Origin of the sequence: Microcoleus sp. CZ3-B2 (genome assembly GCF_036705055.1) — a bacterium.
In the GTDB taxonomy this organism is placed as follows: domain Bacteria; phylum Cyanobacteriota; class Cyanobacteriia; order Cyanobacteriales; family Microcoleaceae; genus Microcoleus.
The window spans coordinates 20,545-35,158 of record NZ_JAUBTN010000041.1 but is presented as its reverse complement, the minus strand read 5'-3'; the positions used below and the strand labels follow the sequence as shown (position 1 = coordinate 35,158).

Here is a 14,614-nt window from a genome sequence, read left to right as displayed (position 1 = left end):
CATAATTGAGACGATTATATTATAGGTTGATTGTTTTTAATTTTAATTTTTAATTTTTTTAAGTTGGTAATTTGAAATTGGACAAAGGTGTGGGGAAGTTGGAAAATGGGGCATGAGCAAAGATCGAAGGATTTAGACGAACAAATGGCGGGCCTGGAGCGCGTTCTCCAAACTCTGCGAGAAGAGGAGAATGTGGAAGTGTTGCTGGAAACCACTCTGGGTTACTTGCAAGCGGAATTTGATTGGCGGTTGATTTGGATCGGGTTGTACGATCGACAAGCTCACCGATTGTTCGGGAAAGGCGGCATGACTCCTAACGGCGACTTGTCTTTTCTCAAACAGCGGTTTGCCCTGAATCCAGGGGATTTGCTCGAACAAGTGGTGATTCAACTGCGCCCGGTGGGAGTCCCGGATTTGCGATCGGAAAATAGAGCGGGAGAATGGCGCAAGGCAGCTCAAACTTTCAACGTTCAAGGCACGACTCTGTTTCCGCTGCGCTACAAAGACCGCTGCTACGGCGTGATTTTGCTGGGGACGGATCAGTGGGGAGCGTCGCCAAAGTCGGAGGAAAAAACGCAGTTGGCGATCGTATTTGGAGCGCTGGCAACTGCTCTTTATCAAATAGAAAAAGATTGGCAGCGAGAACAAGTCAAACACCCGGATGAGTCTCTATTAGCGCTGATTTCGCAGTTGCGGGAATTGCGATCGCTCGATCAATACTTGCAAGCGGTAGTAGAACAGGCCCATGAATTTATCGAGCCGGCGCGGACTAATGTTTATTGGTTCGAGGCAGAGCGGCGCTATTTTTGGCGTAGAGTCAGCAACCGCCAAGTGTCTCCGGGTTTGGGCCCAGGGCGACCGGCTTCGGGCATCACGGTGCAAGACTTGGGCGAGTTTTATCAGGCTTTGACTGCAGAACAAATGGTTTGGATCGGTGAATCTCACAGTTCTCTGAAAACTGAGCTGACTGGGCGGTTGATGCAGCAAATCCGCGCTCGCTCTCTGTTGGCTGCGCCGATTGTTTCCGAAGGCGAATTGTTGGGATTTCTGGCAGTGGAAGCGACGGAGGCGCGGATTTGGCAAGACAATGAAAAACATTACTTGCGGGGAGTGGCGGAGTTGGTGGCTTTGACTGCTCCTCTGTCGGAGATGGAGGAGAAAATTGAGCAAACACAGCTCGATCGAGATTTAACTGCCGGCATTGCTCGCGCCATCTACAGCGATGCTGACTGGGAGGCGACTTTGAAAAATACTGCCGAAAAGTTGTGCTCTCGGCTCAAATGCGAATATTTTTTGCTGTTGCTGTACGGTGAAGAACAAAATTGCTTTGAAATTGTCTCCCAAAATCTGCCCCGCAACCGCAGGCCAGTGCCTTCGCCGCTCAAAGCTCTCGATGCGGCTGACAGGCTGCTGCTGCAAGAGTGCGGGGAACCTCTGGGGATTGAAAATTGGGAGGAAGACGGGCGGTTGGGAGCTTGGCGGGAAGTGCTGGCGGAGTCGGGGGTGCGATCGCTTTTGGCATCGAACACTAGGGGGAAAACGGCAAAGTCCGAAAACAGCAATCCCAAATCGCCGGTCGAAAATCAAAAATCGATCGAGGGTTTGCTGGTTGTTGGGCACAGCGCCACTCGTACTTGGAAGCGCGCGGAGCGAGAATTAGTTGAAATAGTCAGCCAACAGCTAGGATTAATCTTGCACTCTTGGCAGCAAAGTTCGGAAATCGATAAATATCAGCAATTCTCGCGATCGCTCAAATCTGGGTTAGCGGTTTTGCAGCATTCTGGCGAGGTGCAATTCGGGCAACAGAAATCTGCTTCGCCTGTAATTTTCCCAGAGTTGCCACTGCAAAAGCTCGATCGTAACTTTGCTCAACAAATTTCCCAGATAATTTCCTGTCCTTTAGTAGCCATCATTACTTGGCATCCGGGCCAGGAGTTGGGTTCAATCTCTGCATCGGTAGCGGCCAATCCCGTATTTGCCCTCAATCCCGATGCCGAGATTCCCGTGCAAACAGATGCTTTGATCCAGCAAACCCTGGCGCGAGGAGGCTTGCTGCAACTGAACTTGAGCCAAGTCCCGCTGGCGACGAAGCGGTGGCTCCGCAGTCCGGGAATTGGCGAAATTATGGCGGTGGCACTGCAGACAGCCCCAGAACACGCTCCGACGGGCATTGTGGTGGTTGCCGACGCTCAGGGCCGCCAGTGGTCTGAGTTGTCGGTGAATTTACTGAGTTCGATGGTGTCTCAGTTGGCTTGGTGGCACAGGTATTTGGCGGTGCAATCTGCCACTGAGTCGCAGCGATTGGATCTGGAAATGCTCAACTGGTACAAGCTGCGCCGTTTTGAGGATTTTTACCGCACTGTGGGAGCGGGGATGAAGGAGTTGGGGGAGTTGAGCCAGTCGATTTTGCAGTCGGCGAAGGAACAAAAGGATGCTCTGAAAACTTTGCGCTACCAACAGGTTTTGCGACAAATGGGCAATGCTTTGGGGTCAACTCATTTGATGTTGAAACACGAACAGTGGCGGCTGCAATTTGCACGAGATGCGGTGTCTGTGAGCGCTTGGTTGAGGCGATCGCTCGATCGCGCGGCCGCCGGTATCAAACAGTCGCAAGTCTTGCTGGAAGTCAACACGGAGGCTGCTGTGTCGGTGTCTGCGGGCAAGACTTTGAGCGTTCGCGCTGACAGCATCAAGCTGGATTTGATCCTGTGCGAATTGCTGGCGTTGGCTTGCAGGCGCTCTGGAGTTGGTGACAAGATTGAGATTCGCTCTGTACTGTTGGGGGAAGATTTGTTAGAGGTGTCTGTGCTCGATAGCGGTCGAAAGTGCGATCGACAGTTAATTGCTGCTTTCAACGGCGGTTCCCACCACGATATACTGGCCGTTTCGTCACATAGGTCGATCGTCCAAAATCTTTTAATTTGTCAGCGAGTGGTACGCTTAATGGGGGGAGAATTTTCCTTAGAAAGGTTAGAAAATAATGCAATTGTCGCCCGCTTAGTCCTGCCCCTAGCCACTTCTTAAAATTCTGTTGACTTCCTAGGGCGCGCCTTGTGTCTACTGTTGAATAAACGAACAATTGCATGAATCACTGAATTGATACAGCAACCGCAGATGTCAGGTAGATGCAACACCGATAAACGCAGATAATGTCCTGTGAAGTGATATCAATTCCGGTTGCAATCCTCATGATGTTGACTGTTAACAGTCAACAGTCAACAGTCAACGCCTGAATTTACTATTCCGATGCTAACGGATTTGATATAACACTTGCCGCCGCCTCAGAATTCGGAAAAAACTTGGCAGTAATCCAAGCAGTTACAATATGGGAAAGCAATCCCATTGGCCCTGCAAACAAACACAAAGCCAAAGAATGAACCGTCCAAACTCTTGTCCGCTGTCCTTCCAAATAAATCCATCGCCCGACAAACAAATCCATGACTAAAAAATGAATCCATCCCGTAGCCGCCGCCGTTTCCTCCCCCAAAAATTTAGCAATATCTGCTAGTTTTGGATTGGACAAAGCCGCCGCATTTTCCGCCGTCAGACTGCTACCAAATAAATATATGTACAAGAGGGCGAGCACCACAAACGGAATAAAGGAATTCATTACTTTTCTGGTAATTCCCCAGTTTGGCAATAAAATCATAATTGCCCAGAAAGGTAAAACAAACAGATTACCCGCATTGAAAATTAGTTCTGGTGTCATAATTTGGTGTTTGCTCCTGCAAAATGCGATAGAATCAAGACTGTTAAGATTACTTTACACAATTTTTGCTAAAAATTATCAAAATATGCCAAAAATTTAATTCACAAATTAAAAAGAGTTGCTATACTGATCCCAAATCTAAGACTTGTGTCATGGGCGATCGATTAATCGCACTACGAACCTGAGAAAACTATATTTGGAAGGTGCTGATGCGTTTAGGAATGACATCTAAAATCCGAAATATAGCGGTTCTCAAGCGTGGTGAGATATGCCCTATGCCCCATGCCCTATGCGCCATGCCCCATGCCCTATCCCCTATGCCTGATAGTACCTCATCTTTCTAAGAAAGGCTATATCAAATTCCATGACAACAACTTATAGTAATTTTCCTGATTGGTGCAAGCATAAAGAAAATCTTTCTCCCGGTGCGAAACATACCGTAGATATACTGTTGCAAATATCAGATACTGCCGAATGCGATCGAGCCGATGAACTGCTTTCTAGTATAACAGAACTCAATCTCAAACAACTTCAAATTACCGATATCAGTCCCCTTTCATCTTTCACTCAACTTACGAGTTTGATCCTCGACAGCAATCAAATATCTGACATCACTCCCCTGCAATTTTTAACTAAACTGAAAACTCTGGTAATGGATGTCAATCAAATATCAGATATCAGCCCGCTTTCATCTCTTACTAATCTGACTAGACTCGTTCTAGATACCAATCAAATATCAGACATTACTCCCCTAGCTGCTTTAACTAATCTTACGGAACTTGTCTTGTTTGACAATCAAATATCCGATATCAGTTCCTTGGAAAATTTAACTAAGTTAAAAGCGCTGATTCTCTACACAAATCAAATTCACAATCTCGCTCCTTTAGCAAATTTAACTGAACTCAAAGTTCTCTATCTTTACAAAAATAAAATATCAGACATCAGCCCGCTGGCTTCTTTGAACAATCTACACACCCTGTTTTTATTCGAGAATAAAGTATCTAATTTAACTCCGCTAAAAGCTTTAAATAACTTAAAAAGACTGGTTTTATTCCAAAATCAAATATCCGATATTAGTCCTTTGGCAGATTTAACTGCTTTAGTTGAACTAAACCTAGGTAACAATCAAATATCAGACATCAGTACGCTGAAATCCTTAACTAATTTGACTCAACTTTATCTGTTCAACAATCGGATTTCGGAGGGTGGGGCGCTACAAGCTTTGAATAACTTATTTTTGCTCGATTTGTACAATAATCAAATTTCTGAAATCGGTTGGCTGCAATATTTGCAAAGGTTGACGGCGCTTGACTTGCGCGGAAATCCGATTGTGAATAAGATTTGTCCTGTCAATCCTGAATCTATATGTCGGTTTTAATTGTTAAGGACGTGGCGAAATCTGGGGGCTTGTGATAGGATGTCGAACGTTGGTATCAGGAGAAAGTTATGAGTTCGCACGATGCTTTGATGTTAGTAGTGCTGCTGTTGCCAGGTTTGGCTTTGTCGATCGCAATTATGGGCAGTTTTGCCGCTGGTGGATAAAGTGTTCGATCCTGCGGATTTTAGTCCTCTGATAATTTTCAAGAGGACTAAAGTCTTCACTACCAACCTGTTGCTGCTAGTTTACAAAAATTGTGCAGTCACATCGGAATTTACCAGGGTGTTGGCGCACAAAATACCCGATGCTGCGACGGCGGGAACGCCAATTCCCGGCATGGTGCTGTCTCCCACTCGATACAAGCCTTTGACTGGGGTTTGCGGCCCGGGAAATGTGCCTTTTCCGGCGGCGATTGCAGGCCCGTAGGTTCCTTGATATCGGCGCAAATATCGGGCGTGGGTTAGCGGTGTGCCGATCGACTCTAAGACTATTCGCGATCGCAAATCCGGTATAATTTTTTCTAAAGCTTTGAACAAAGATTGCGATCGCCCTTGTTTCTTTTCCTGATAACCGCCGCCGTATTCCCAACCTGCGTAAGGTTCCAATGTATAAGCGTGAATGGCATGATGTCCGGGCGGCGCTAGAGTTTGATCCCACACTGTCGGAATTGAAATCATGCAGGTATTTCCGGGTACTGTAATGTCGATTGTGCTGTCGTGAACGACGACGTGGTGGCCGGTCAATCCTTCGAGTTTGTCGGCTTTAATGCCTAAATGCAGGTGCATGAAACTGTTGATTGCTGGCACCGACAAGGCAGTTTTTCGGTAGCTTGCTGGCAAATCTTCAGGCCGCAGTAACTTTGTATAAGTATCCCAAACGGTGGCATTTGAAATGACAATTGGGGCGCGGATAATTTCGCCGTTTTGCAAGCGAATGCCCGTGGTTTTGCCGGATTCAACTAATATTTGCTCGACTGGTGTTCCCAATCGCAATTTTCCTCCCCACCGCTGCAAGCCTCGAACTAAGGCATCGACGATCGCACCGCTGCCTCCTACAGGATATTCGATCGCCACTCGCGATCGTTCGCCAATCATAAAAGCAATTTCTGGCGCGACAGTTTCGTGGGCTTTCAAGCCCGACAGCAAAAAACACTCCAAATCGATCAAACGCCGCACCCAAGGATCGCGCACGTCTCTATCCATTAATGTACCAGCCGAACTGGCGATCGCCCCCAATGACGGTAACAGCTTCAGCAAAGCAGGCGAGTACCGAGACAGCAACATAGGTATCAATTGCCAGTCCGATCTCAGCGCCAAAGCCGGAATTCCACGCAAAGCGTCATACACAACTAATAGATTTTGTTGAAATTGCTGCAATTCTATAGCGCCTTGCGGTGTGAATTTAGCTACAGCATCTAAGTAATTTCTCGCATTAGCATAAACTGGCAAACTTCCTTCAGGGAAATGGTAATGGCCCAGCGGATCGTAGGCAATTACTGCGATCGATTCCTCCAACACATTCAAGACTTGCGACAAAGGATTGAGCGACTGCGAATCGCTCAAACCGCAATAAAAAGAAGGCCCAGAATCAAAGTGAAATCCCCCGCGCCAAAAGCTGTGAGCCGCCCCGCCCGCTATGGTGTGGCTCTCGCAGACGAGTACCCGCTTCCCGTAGCGAGAAAGCATCGAGCCTGCGACTAAGCCGCCAATACCGCTACCAATTACGATCGCATCAAAGTCTTGCATTTATCAAATGTGGTATAATTGTATTATTTATTGCTGACCCGCCAGAAACAAGTACAAGCCCAGACCTATAGCCTATTTCAAAAAGGTGAGCAACAGGCTTAGATTTGAGATTTTAGATTGAGGGCTCTATCGATACCTCATCGAGAGTGATAACTGCTATAAGTAGTGAATTATCGCAAAATTTTAGACCCTTGCTGAAATCCGGTGATTCGCAAAGCTGCAAGTCAATCGAAAATCTCAAACTTGTTCGCTCGCAAAGTCGAAAAATCTAAAATGGAAAATCCACTGCATCTTGACCCCGCCAAAAACGGAAGCCCCCGCAGGACAGTCGTGGATGTCCTAAAATTTTAGACTCAAGTTGGGGTGCCGGTGAATCACTGGCAATGCAAGTAAATCTCAAATCTCAAATCTCAAATCGACTGACAGGGTATTTTTTGGAGAGGAAAACTATGCAAGCTTTATCTATTTTAGATGAAGTTGTTCGCGAATTAGAACAAGACATCAATCTCTCGCGCATAAAAAAAATTATATTTTTTGCTTGTAAAGAGTGTTGGGAAAACGATTCGACCAAACTCGCCAGCGCCGATGTAAAGAGTTTAATCCAAGAACTCTGCGCTAAATACAACAAGTTAGAAGATATTGAAGCAGTTTTAAGCAGTCTAGTTGCTAAGGTAAATAAAAAAACCGAGTACGCTTTAATGGCAGATCAAATCGTCTGCCAACTGAGCAGGCTTTACGAATACCAAGACTTCACAAAATTAGAAACAAACATATCTAATTTTGGCGGTTATGAAGCACCTGCATTTGACGAACACTTCAGTTCGGAACTGCCACCAGAGGAGTTGAATGAAAGAGACCCCGGAGATCTATTTGATGTCCGACAAAAAATTTTACAGCAAACAAATCCGCTGAGGGCGAAAATCCTCATTTTTTCTACTCTTTATCACCAGTTCACTTTTAGCGAGCGCGACTGGATGCTGCTAAAAAGTCAAGAACTTGACAATCTGCTGCGACAACTGTTTAAAGTCTGCAGCAGTCTGCCCGAACTCGAATCTCAGTTGTACAGAACTGCCGACAGTCTCGACAACACAGACGAATCCGACCAAGTGGCTAGCGTGATTATCAAAGCGATGAATTATTGTTACGCAAAATTTCCACAGAAAGAACACGATCGAGCCGAAGATTCCGCTACCGAAGATTACGATCGAACCCATTTAAACAACAGCTTTTATCAAGAAAACGAGCCGGTTGACAGGGACAACGATTATTTTGAGTCGGGCGATATTACTCACATCATTCAAGCTGCTCCCACTCACTATTATTATGACCCAGAGCAGACTTGCTTAGTGCCGGACACGGCAGAAAATACCAAGTTTAAACAACCCGAAACCAGCAGCAATAATTCTACGGCAAATTTCGGAAAAGACTTGGTAGAAACCTTACCAGTTTCAGAAACCCCGACAGTTATCGAAATTTACGAGCCGACCGTTCCAGTTACTATCAATATTAGCGATTCCATCAAGCGTAAGTTGGGATTGGAAGAAGAAATGACAGGATTGGTCAGTCAAAGTGCTAACTCAGCAACGGATCAAATAGAAAAGATATTCAGCGAGTTAGAAGCTGCTTTGAACGGAAAATTTTCTACGGAAAGTCCAGAGGAACGTTTGTATTTGAAATATAAAAATCTCAGAGATTATGTAGAACAAGTTCAGGGATTTACCGACAAATTAATTGAAATTCTGAAGGAAGTAGAGTCAAAAGAAAGCGGGTACTCTCCTTCTGAAACCTCCGAAAATATTGCCGAAAACAGTTCAGCAACAGAGCCGCCTAATTCCCCAGAGAAACCAAATCAGTATCAGCTTGTGGAAATGGCACAACAAGGCAAGCCAAAGGCGATCGCCCTATTGATCAATCAATTGCTACAGCCTAAAGGAATTACCGCTATAGCCGGATTTAAAGACGGTTGGCTCCACGTTATTTTAGAGTCTGCCGAATTACCAAACCAAGAGACTACAGCTACATACATTCACAAAAAACTGTGTACTTTAAAATCAAAATATCTGACTCGCGTGAAAATTCACGGGCGACAGGTAGGCAACAAAACAGTCGCTTGGACTCAAGAATTTGTGAATTAAACTCATTACATCCCCGACAGAATGGCAGCATCTGGTGTTTAGCAAAAAGCTTTTTTTTATTTAGCCTGCGAGCGTCCCCGATCGCGTATTGTGTTCGCGATCGGGGACCCTCGCACTATAAAAGGCCAAACTGAGATGCTCCCGACAGAAGTTTGCGGCTACAAAAACTAAGTTTGCAAGACAAAGACTGAAATTCAAAAATTTAAGTAATAGCATATTTTACCCAGATTCAAAACAAATATGAATGCCAGCGAAATTTTAAGGCGATATACATCAGGAGAACTAGATTTTCAAGGTATGAACCTCAGAGGCGTATACCTCAGCGGCGCGGATTTAATTGGTGTAAATTTAAGCAGTGCTGACCTCTGGGGTGCAAACTTAACGATGTCATACCTGAGCAGAATTAACCTTCAGAGCGCAAATTTAACTAATGCCAAGTTGTGCGGTGCTAACTTAAATCAGGCCAACTTGAGCGGAGCAAATCTGTCCGATGCAGACTTCCACGGAGCGACTTTGCAAGGTGCAGACTGTCGCAAAGCCAACATCTCTTTAGCAATTTTTATCGATGCAAATTTGAGCGATGCAGATATGCGAGGAGTCAATTTGCAAGCTACAGACTTGCGAGGCGCTTGCTTGCGCGGTGCAAATTTGCGTAAGGAGCCGCGAATTTTTGAGGGTGCAAATTTGCGGAGTGCAAATTTGCAAGGTGCAGATTTGCGGGGCGTCAATTTGCTAGGTGCAGATTTGACTAAAGCTAATCTCAGTCAAGCGAATTTGACTGAAGCATCTCTACGGGAAGCAAATTTGACTCAGGCGAATTTGAGCGAAGCTATTTTAAATGGCACATTTTTGACTGAAGCAACTTTGGTAGAAACAAATTTTTCTTGGGCTGTTATGACAAATGCTAAGTTAGAAAGAGCTATATTAATTGATGCTGAATTGGCTGGTGCTAATTTGCGAGGTGCATTTCTTCCTGATGTTAAATTGAGCAATGCTAATTTAGTTATGGCTGATTTGAGTCGAGCTAATTTGGTGAGGGCTGATTTAAGTCGAGCTAATTTGAATCAAGCAAATTTGACTGAAACCGATATGACTGATGCTTACCTGGCTAGAACAGATTTGCGGGAGGCAATTTTGCACCGCACAAATTTGATGAGAGCCGATTTGAGCACTGCTAATTTAGCGGGAGCTCAGTGGCGCGGTACAATTATGCCAAGTGGAGAATTGCACGGGTGATTGGGAATTGGGCGAGCGCGAAGCGGAGGGATGGGGAATTGGTAATTTTTAGGGTGGCTCAGCTATTAGTTTCTCGATGCTGTCAAACAGCTAGCTGACGCATCCTGCAAGGTGCAATTTAAATCCAAAGTAGCTGAGCGCGACAGTAGTTTTTACTCATGAGTCATGGGAAATTATAAAACAGTTTTTTTGTTCAACAGCCTAACCTTACTGTTAGTTGGGCTAGTAACTGTGTGCTTGAGTTTATTCGGTTCTTCGGTAAAAGGGTTATTTTTGCCGCCTTGCTCTACCACGTATCCGGGTGCTGGTTTCTTTTTCTTGGCGTTTCAAATGTTATTTTATTTATCAGTAATGGTATGCGTTTTTACCTTTGGATTGCTGAGAATTATTCAACCAAATCGCCCAGAAAATAGATTTATTTTATATTCGGCACTGTTTGCAGGTTGCTTTCTGTTCAATGAAGTTTTTCGCACCCACGTTCATCTGGGGCGTGCGGGTTTTCCTAAAGTGACAATTGTCATATTTTATGCGGTGCTGGCAATTGCATACGGATTGGTTTTTAGGAGGCAAATTAAATTAACTCCCTATCCTTTACTGTTGAGCGGCGTTGGGTTGTTATTTGTTGCCTTTTGTGCAGAAGCGCTGCCTTTGAAAAACGAGATTTTTTCGAGCTTGTTGGAGGGAATTCCGAAGTTGTTGAGCGGGATTAATATTGCACTTTATTTTTGGTTTGTGTGTCAGGGTTTGATAGTGCGATCGCTCAATGGGGCTTTCGGGGCCGGCGGGACACTCCACAATTAAATTTATTGTTTGTGGAACAGGCTTTCCGGCCTGTTCCTACTCGATATTTTAGTCCGCGAATAAGGAATAACAAAGCCGGATTTGGTATCCCAATCAAAACAGAAAATATCTCTGCGCCATTGGCAAAACAGTTGCCGGTTCGCAAGTCAATAATTCCCCATCCGCCCTCACTTCATAGGTTTCTGGATCGACTTCCATCTGTGGCAAATAATCGTTGAGTTTCATATCTCTTTTACTAATTTGCCGCGTGCCCGAAACTGCTACAGTGGGCTTTTGCAAACCGAGCTGTGCGGCAATATCTCGATCGCGCGCCGCCTGAGAAACAAACGTCAAACAAGTCGCCCCAATCGCCCCCCCAAAGCTGCCAAACATCGGCCGCATATGCACCGGCTGCGGCGTCGGAATGCTAGCGTTAGCATCTCCCATCTGCCCGTAGGCGATCGCCCCTCCCTTAATTACCAGTTCCGGTTTAACCCCAAAAAACGCCGGCCGCCACAAACACAAATCCGCCAATTTCCCCTCTTCCACCGAACCCACATACTGACTAATTCCGTGAGTAATCGCCGGATTAATTGTATATTTTGCAATGTACCGCTTCGCCCGAAAATTGTCATTTTCTCCCTCTATTTCCCCCCCTTGATAAGGGGGGGTTAGGGGGGGTAAATTCCCCCTTTGAACCTTCATTTTATGAGCCGTTTGCCAAGTCCGAATAATCACTTCCCCAACCCTTCCCATCGCCTGCGAGTCAGAAGAAATCATACTAAACGCGCCCAAATCGTGCAAAATATCTTCAGCAGCAATAGTTTCCCTTCTAATTCTCGACTCAGCAAAAGCCACATCTTCAGGAATCCCCCGATCCAAATGGTGACAAACCATCAACATATCTAAATGTTCTTCCAAAGTATTGACAGTATAAGGGCGAGTCGGGTTAGTAGACGAAGGCAAAACATTAGCTTGGCCGCAGACTTTAATAATATCCGGTGCGTGTCCGCCGCCAGCACCTTCGGTGTGGTAAGTGTGGATTGCCCGATTTTTAAAAGCCGCAATTGTCGCTTCCACAAATCCCGCTTCATTGAGAGTATCGGTGTGAATTGCAACTTGCACGTCGTACTCGTCAGCCACACTCAAACAATTGTCGATCGTCGATGGCGTAGTTCCCCAATCTTCGTGGAGTTTCAAACCCATTGCACCGGCGAATATTTGTTCGACCAATCCTTGAGGTTGGCTGCTATTTCCTTTACCTAAAAATCCCAAATTCACCGGGAAAGCGTCGGCTGCTTGCAGCATTCTGTACATATGCCAAGGGCCGGGAGTGCAAGTGGTGGCGTTTGTACCCGTTGCGGGGCCAGTGCCGCCGCCGATCATTGTAGTGATTCCAGAGGCGATCGCCACTTCTATTTGTTGCGGGCAAATAAAGTGAATGTGAGAGTCAATTCCCCCAGCCGTGAGAATCATTCCTTCACCAGCAATAACTTCTGTACCCGGCCCGATAATAATATCTACTCTATCTTGAATGTAAGGATTTCCGGCTTTACCAATTTTGTAAATTTTCCCGTCTTTAATACCGATATCTGCTTTAACAATTCCCCACCAATCCAATATTAAAGCATTAGTAATTACCGTGTCAACAGCACCGTCCGCATTAGAAATAGGCGACTGTCCCATACCATCGCGAATAACTTTACCGCCACCAAATTTAACTTCATCCCCGTAGGTTGTGAAGTCTTGTTCAACTTCTATGAATAATTCTGTATCGGCTAACCGGACGCGATCGCCCGTTGTCGGCCCAAAAGTTTCCGCGTAGGCGCGACGATCCATTCTGTAACTCATATTAATCCACTCCTTACTTGATTTAATTTTGCCACAAACTGGTTAACCTGTTCTTCTGTTTTAAAGAATCCTTCAGCAATTAAACCAAAGGAATCATCTTGTTCTATTTCTTGATAGTTAGGTAACAAATTAGCAAATTCTTCTGCATCAATGTTTAAATAGTTTGAAATTCTATCTATGTATACTTTAACTTTTAGACCATTCCTAGGCGTACTTTCAGTTAACAAAAGATTTAAGATAAGTTTGCCATTTCGACATCTTTCTCTCAATGCCAGACCTTTTGTTGTTGTATTTATCCAAAATATATGTGGTACAACTTCGTCATAAAGTAGTCTATACAATTTTCCAACTTCATTGCTATCTGCCATTTCAGATAATTGTTCTAGGGTCAAGTTGAGATTTTTTTTGGATGTATTTACAGGTTTTATTTCAGCCTCAATCAACAATTTTCTTGCTAGTAACTCTCTACCGCTTGAGTCACGGAAATACTGGAATGTTGCGACATTGATTCTCACACCATAAGTTTCTGACAAGTATTTAATAATCCTTTCAGAATTACTATCTATCTGTGCAGCTACAATTATAATGTTGTGCTGATAATTCAAGATATCAGGGAATTCTGAGCTAAATTTATCACAAAAAGCATCTTCTAAGTTACTGCCATTTTTAGTTAGTAAATAAGCATTGGCAATTTCTGTAACTCTCTCCTTTGACAAATCCTTAACCCATGAGGCATCATCCAAGGCTTGTGCTGTTACTTCTCTTGATGTTTTGTCCTTCTTTAACTCAACAATGACTAAATCTCCGTTCCTATCTATACATAAAAGGTCAAGCTTTCCACCATAATCAGTAATCACTTGCCGACCAATGACCAAGAGATCGTCTGCTAGGATTGAAATATCATTATCTAACCAGATTTCCAAACGCGATTCTAAGTCTAACTTAGATACGGTAATTTCATTCAATTGATCCTTTGATATTTCCCACAATCTAATTTGATCTGACATATCGAATTATAATCCTACTAATTATTCTTTTTGAACTCGGCAAACAAGTCTCACCCATCTAACTTACCGTTCACTTTCCCGTTAAAGCCGTAGACTTCACGACTGCCGACAAACGGTACTAATTGCACTTCCCTTTCATCTCCGGGTTCAAATCGGACTGCCGTTCCCGCCGGGATATCCAGCCGCATTCCTTTTGCTTGTTCTCGATTAAATGCCAAGGCTTCGTTCGCTTCATAAAAGTGATAGTGGGAACCGATTTGAATCGGTCTATCTCCCGTATTTCCTACAAGCAAGCGCACTGTTTCACGCCCTGCATTTAATTCAATTTCGCCTGCTAAAACAATCATTTCTCCCGGAATCATATCTATCTCCTGCGAGTTGTTGCGGTAGAATATTTAACGAATCGGATCGTGGACTGTCACCAACTTAGTGCCGTCGGGAAAAGTCGCCTCAACCTGTACTTCGTGCACCATTTCCGGTATCCCTTCCATGACATCTTCCCGCGTCAGGAGAGTTGTCCCGTAGCTCATTAAATCTGCGACGGTGAGGCCGTCTCTAGCTCCTTCTAAAATCGCGGCGGAAATGTAGGCTAGTGCTTCTGGATAGTTTAATTTTAAGCCTCTTTGTTTCCGGCGCTCTGCTACGAGGGCGGCGGTGAAAATCAGCAGTTTGTCTTTTTCTTGGGGGGTGAGTTGCATTTTTATCCTGGTAAGGGCGATCGCATTATTTGCTTAAGTTCGGCTATCAATTATACATCAAATTTGATATCGAAG

At 44.8% G+C, this 14,614-nt stretch carries 11 protein-coding genes; 5 read left to right on the top strand and 6 right to left on the bottom strand.

The window, feature by feature from the left end:
* Positions 1 to 105: 105 nt before the first annotated feature.
* Positions 106 to 3,024, top strand: coding sequence for a sensor histidine kinase (locus tag QUA97_RS18375; RefSeq protein WP_333195491.1), 2,919 nt, complete (start codon positions 106 to 108; stop codon positions 3,022 to 3,024).
* A 214-nt stretch (positions 3,025 to 3,238) separates the two neighbouring features.
* On the opposite strand, the gene QUA97_RS18370 is transcribed toward QUA97_RS18375, so the two are convergent.
* A complete protein-coding gene (locus tag QUA97_RS18370; protein ID WP_333195489.1) occupies positions 3,239 to 3,709 on the bottom strand; it encodes an ABA4-like family protein in 471 nt (156 codons plus the stop codon).
* Positions 3,710 to 4,073: 364 nt separating this feature from the next.
* On the opposite strand from QUA97_RS18370, the gene QUA97_RS18365 reads away from it, so the two are divergent.
* The gene (locus tag QUA97_RS18365) at positions 4,074 to 5,087 is read left to right on the top strand and encodes a leucine-rich repeat domain-containing protein (RefSeq protein ID WP_333195488.1); all 1,014 of its coding nucleotides are present in this window, start codon (positions 4,074 to 4,076) and stop codon (positions 5,085 to 5,087) included.
* A 245-nt stretch (positions 5,088 to 5,332) separates the two neighbouring features.
* On the opposite strand, the gene QUA97_RS18360 is transcribed toward QUA97_RS18365, so the two are convergent.
* Positions 5,333 to 6,832: a phytoene desaturase family protein gene (locus tag QUA97_RS18360; protein WP_333195486.1), complete on the bottom strand. Its 1,500-nt coding sequence runs from the start codon at positions 6,830 to 6,832 to the stop codon at positions 5,333 to 5,335.
* Between the two features lie 449 nt (positions 6,833 to 7,281).
* Here QUA97_RS18360 and QUA97_RS18355 point away from each other — a divergent pair, with 449 nt between their 5' ends.
* The 3 genes from QUA97_RS18355 to QUA97_RS18345 all read left to right on the top strand — a co-directional run bounded on the left by QUA97_RS18355 (position 7,282) and on the right by QUA97_RS18345 (position 11,004).
* Complete coding sequence (locus QUA97_RS18355) at positions 7,282 to 8,967, top strand: hypothetical protein (RefSeq protein ID WP_333195485.1); 1,686 nt, start codon at positions 7,282 to 7,284, stop codon at positions 8,965 to 8,967.
* Between the two features lie 240 nt (positions 8,968 to 9,207).
* Positions 9,208 to 10,203, top strand: a complete 996-nt coding sequence (locus QUA97_RS18350) for a pentapeptide repeat-containing protein (RefSeq protein ID WP_194066152.1) — start codon at positions 9,208 to 9,210, stop codon at positions 10,201 to 10,203.
* Positions 10,204 to 10,368: 165 nt separating this feature from the next.
* The gene (locus QUA97_RS18345; protein ID WP_333195482.1) at positions 10,369 to 11,004 is read left to right on the top strand and encodes a hypothetical protein; all 636 of its coding nucleotides are present in this window, start codon (positions 10,369 to 10,371) and stop codon (positions 11,002 to 11,004) included.
* Between the two features lie 93 nt (positions 11,005 to 11,097).
* Here QUA97_RS18345 and ureC read toward each other — a convergent pair whose 3' ends face one another.
* From ureC to ureA, 4 genes are read right to left on the bottom strand one after another with little or no spacing between them, the layout of a single operon-like run.
* Positions 11,098 to 12,834 carry an urease subunit alpha gene (ureC, locus tag QUA97_RS18340; protein ID WP_194066150.1) on the bottom strand — a complete coding sequence of 579 codons (1,737 nt, stop codon included), beginning with the start codon at positions 12,832 to 12,834 and terminating at the stop codon, positions 11,098 to 11,100.
* A complete protein-coding gene (locus tag QUA97_RS18335; RefSeq protein ID WP_333195481.1) occupies positions 12,831 to 13,841 on the bottom strand; it encodes a DUF91 domain-containing protein in 1,011 nt (336 codons plus the stop codon). The genes ureC and QUA97_RS18335 overlap by 4 nt, the downstream gene beginning before the upstream one ends.
* 50 nt (positions 13,842 to 13,891) lie before the next feature.
* A complete protein-coding gene (locus QUA97_RS18330; RefSeq protein ID WP_194066148.1) occupies positions 13,892 to 14,203 on the bottom strand; it encodes an urease subunit beta in 312 nt (103 codons plus the stop codon).
* Between the two features lie 33 nt (positions 14,204 to 14,236).
* Complete coding sequence (ureA, locus tag QUA97_RS18325; protein WP_015179363.1) at positions 14,237 to 14,539, bottom strand: urease subunit gamma; 303 nt, start codon at positions 14,537 to 14,539, stop codon at positions 14,237 to 14,239.
* Positions 14,540 to 14,614 lie beyond the last annotated feature (75 nt).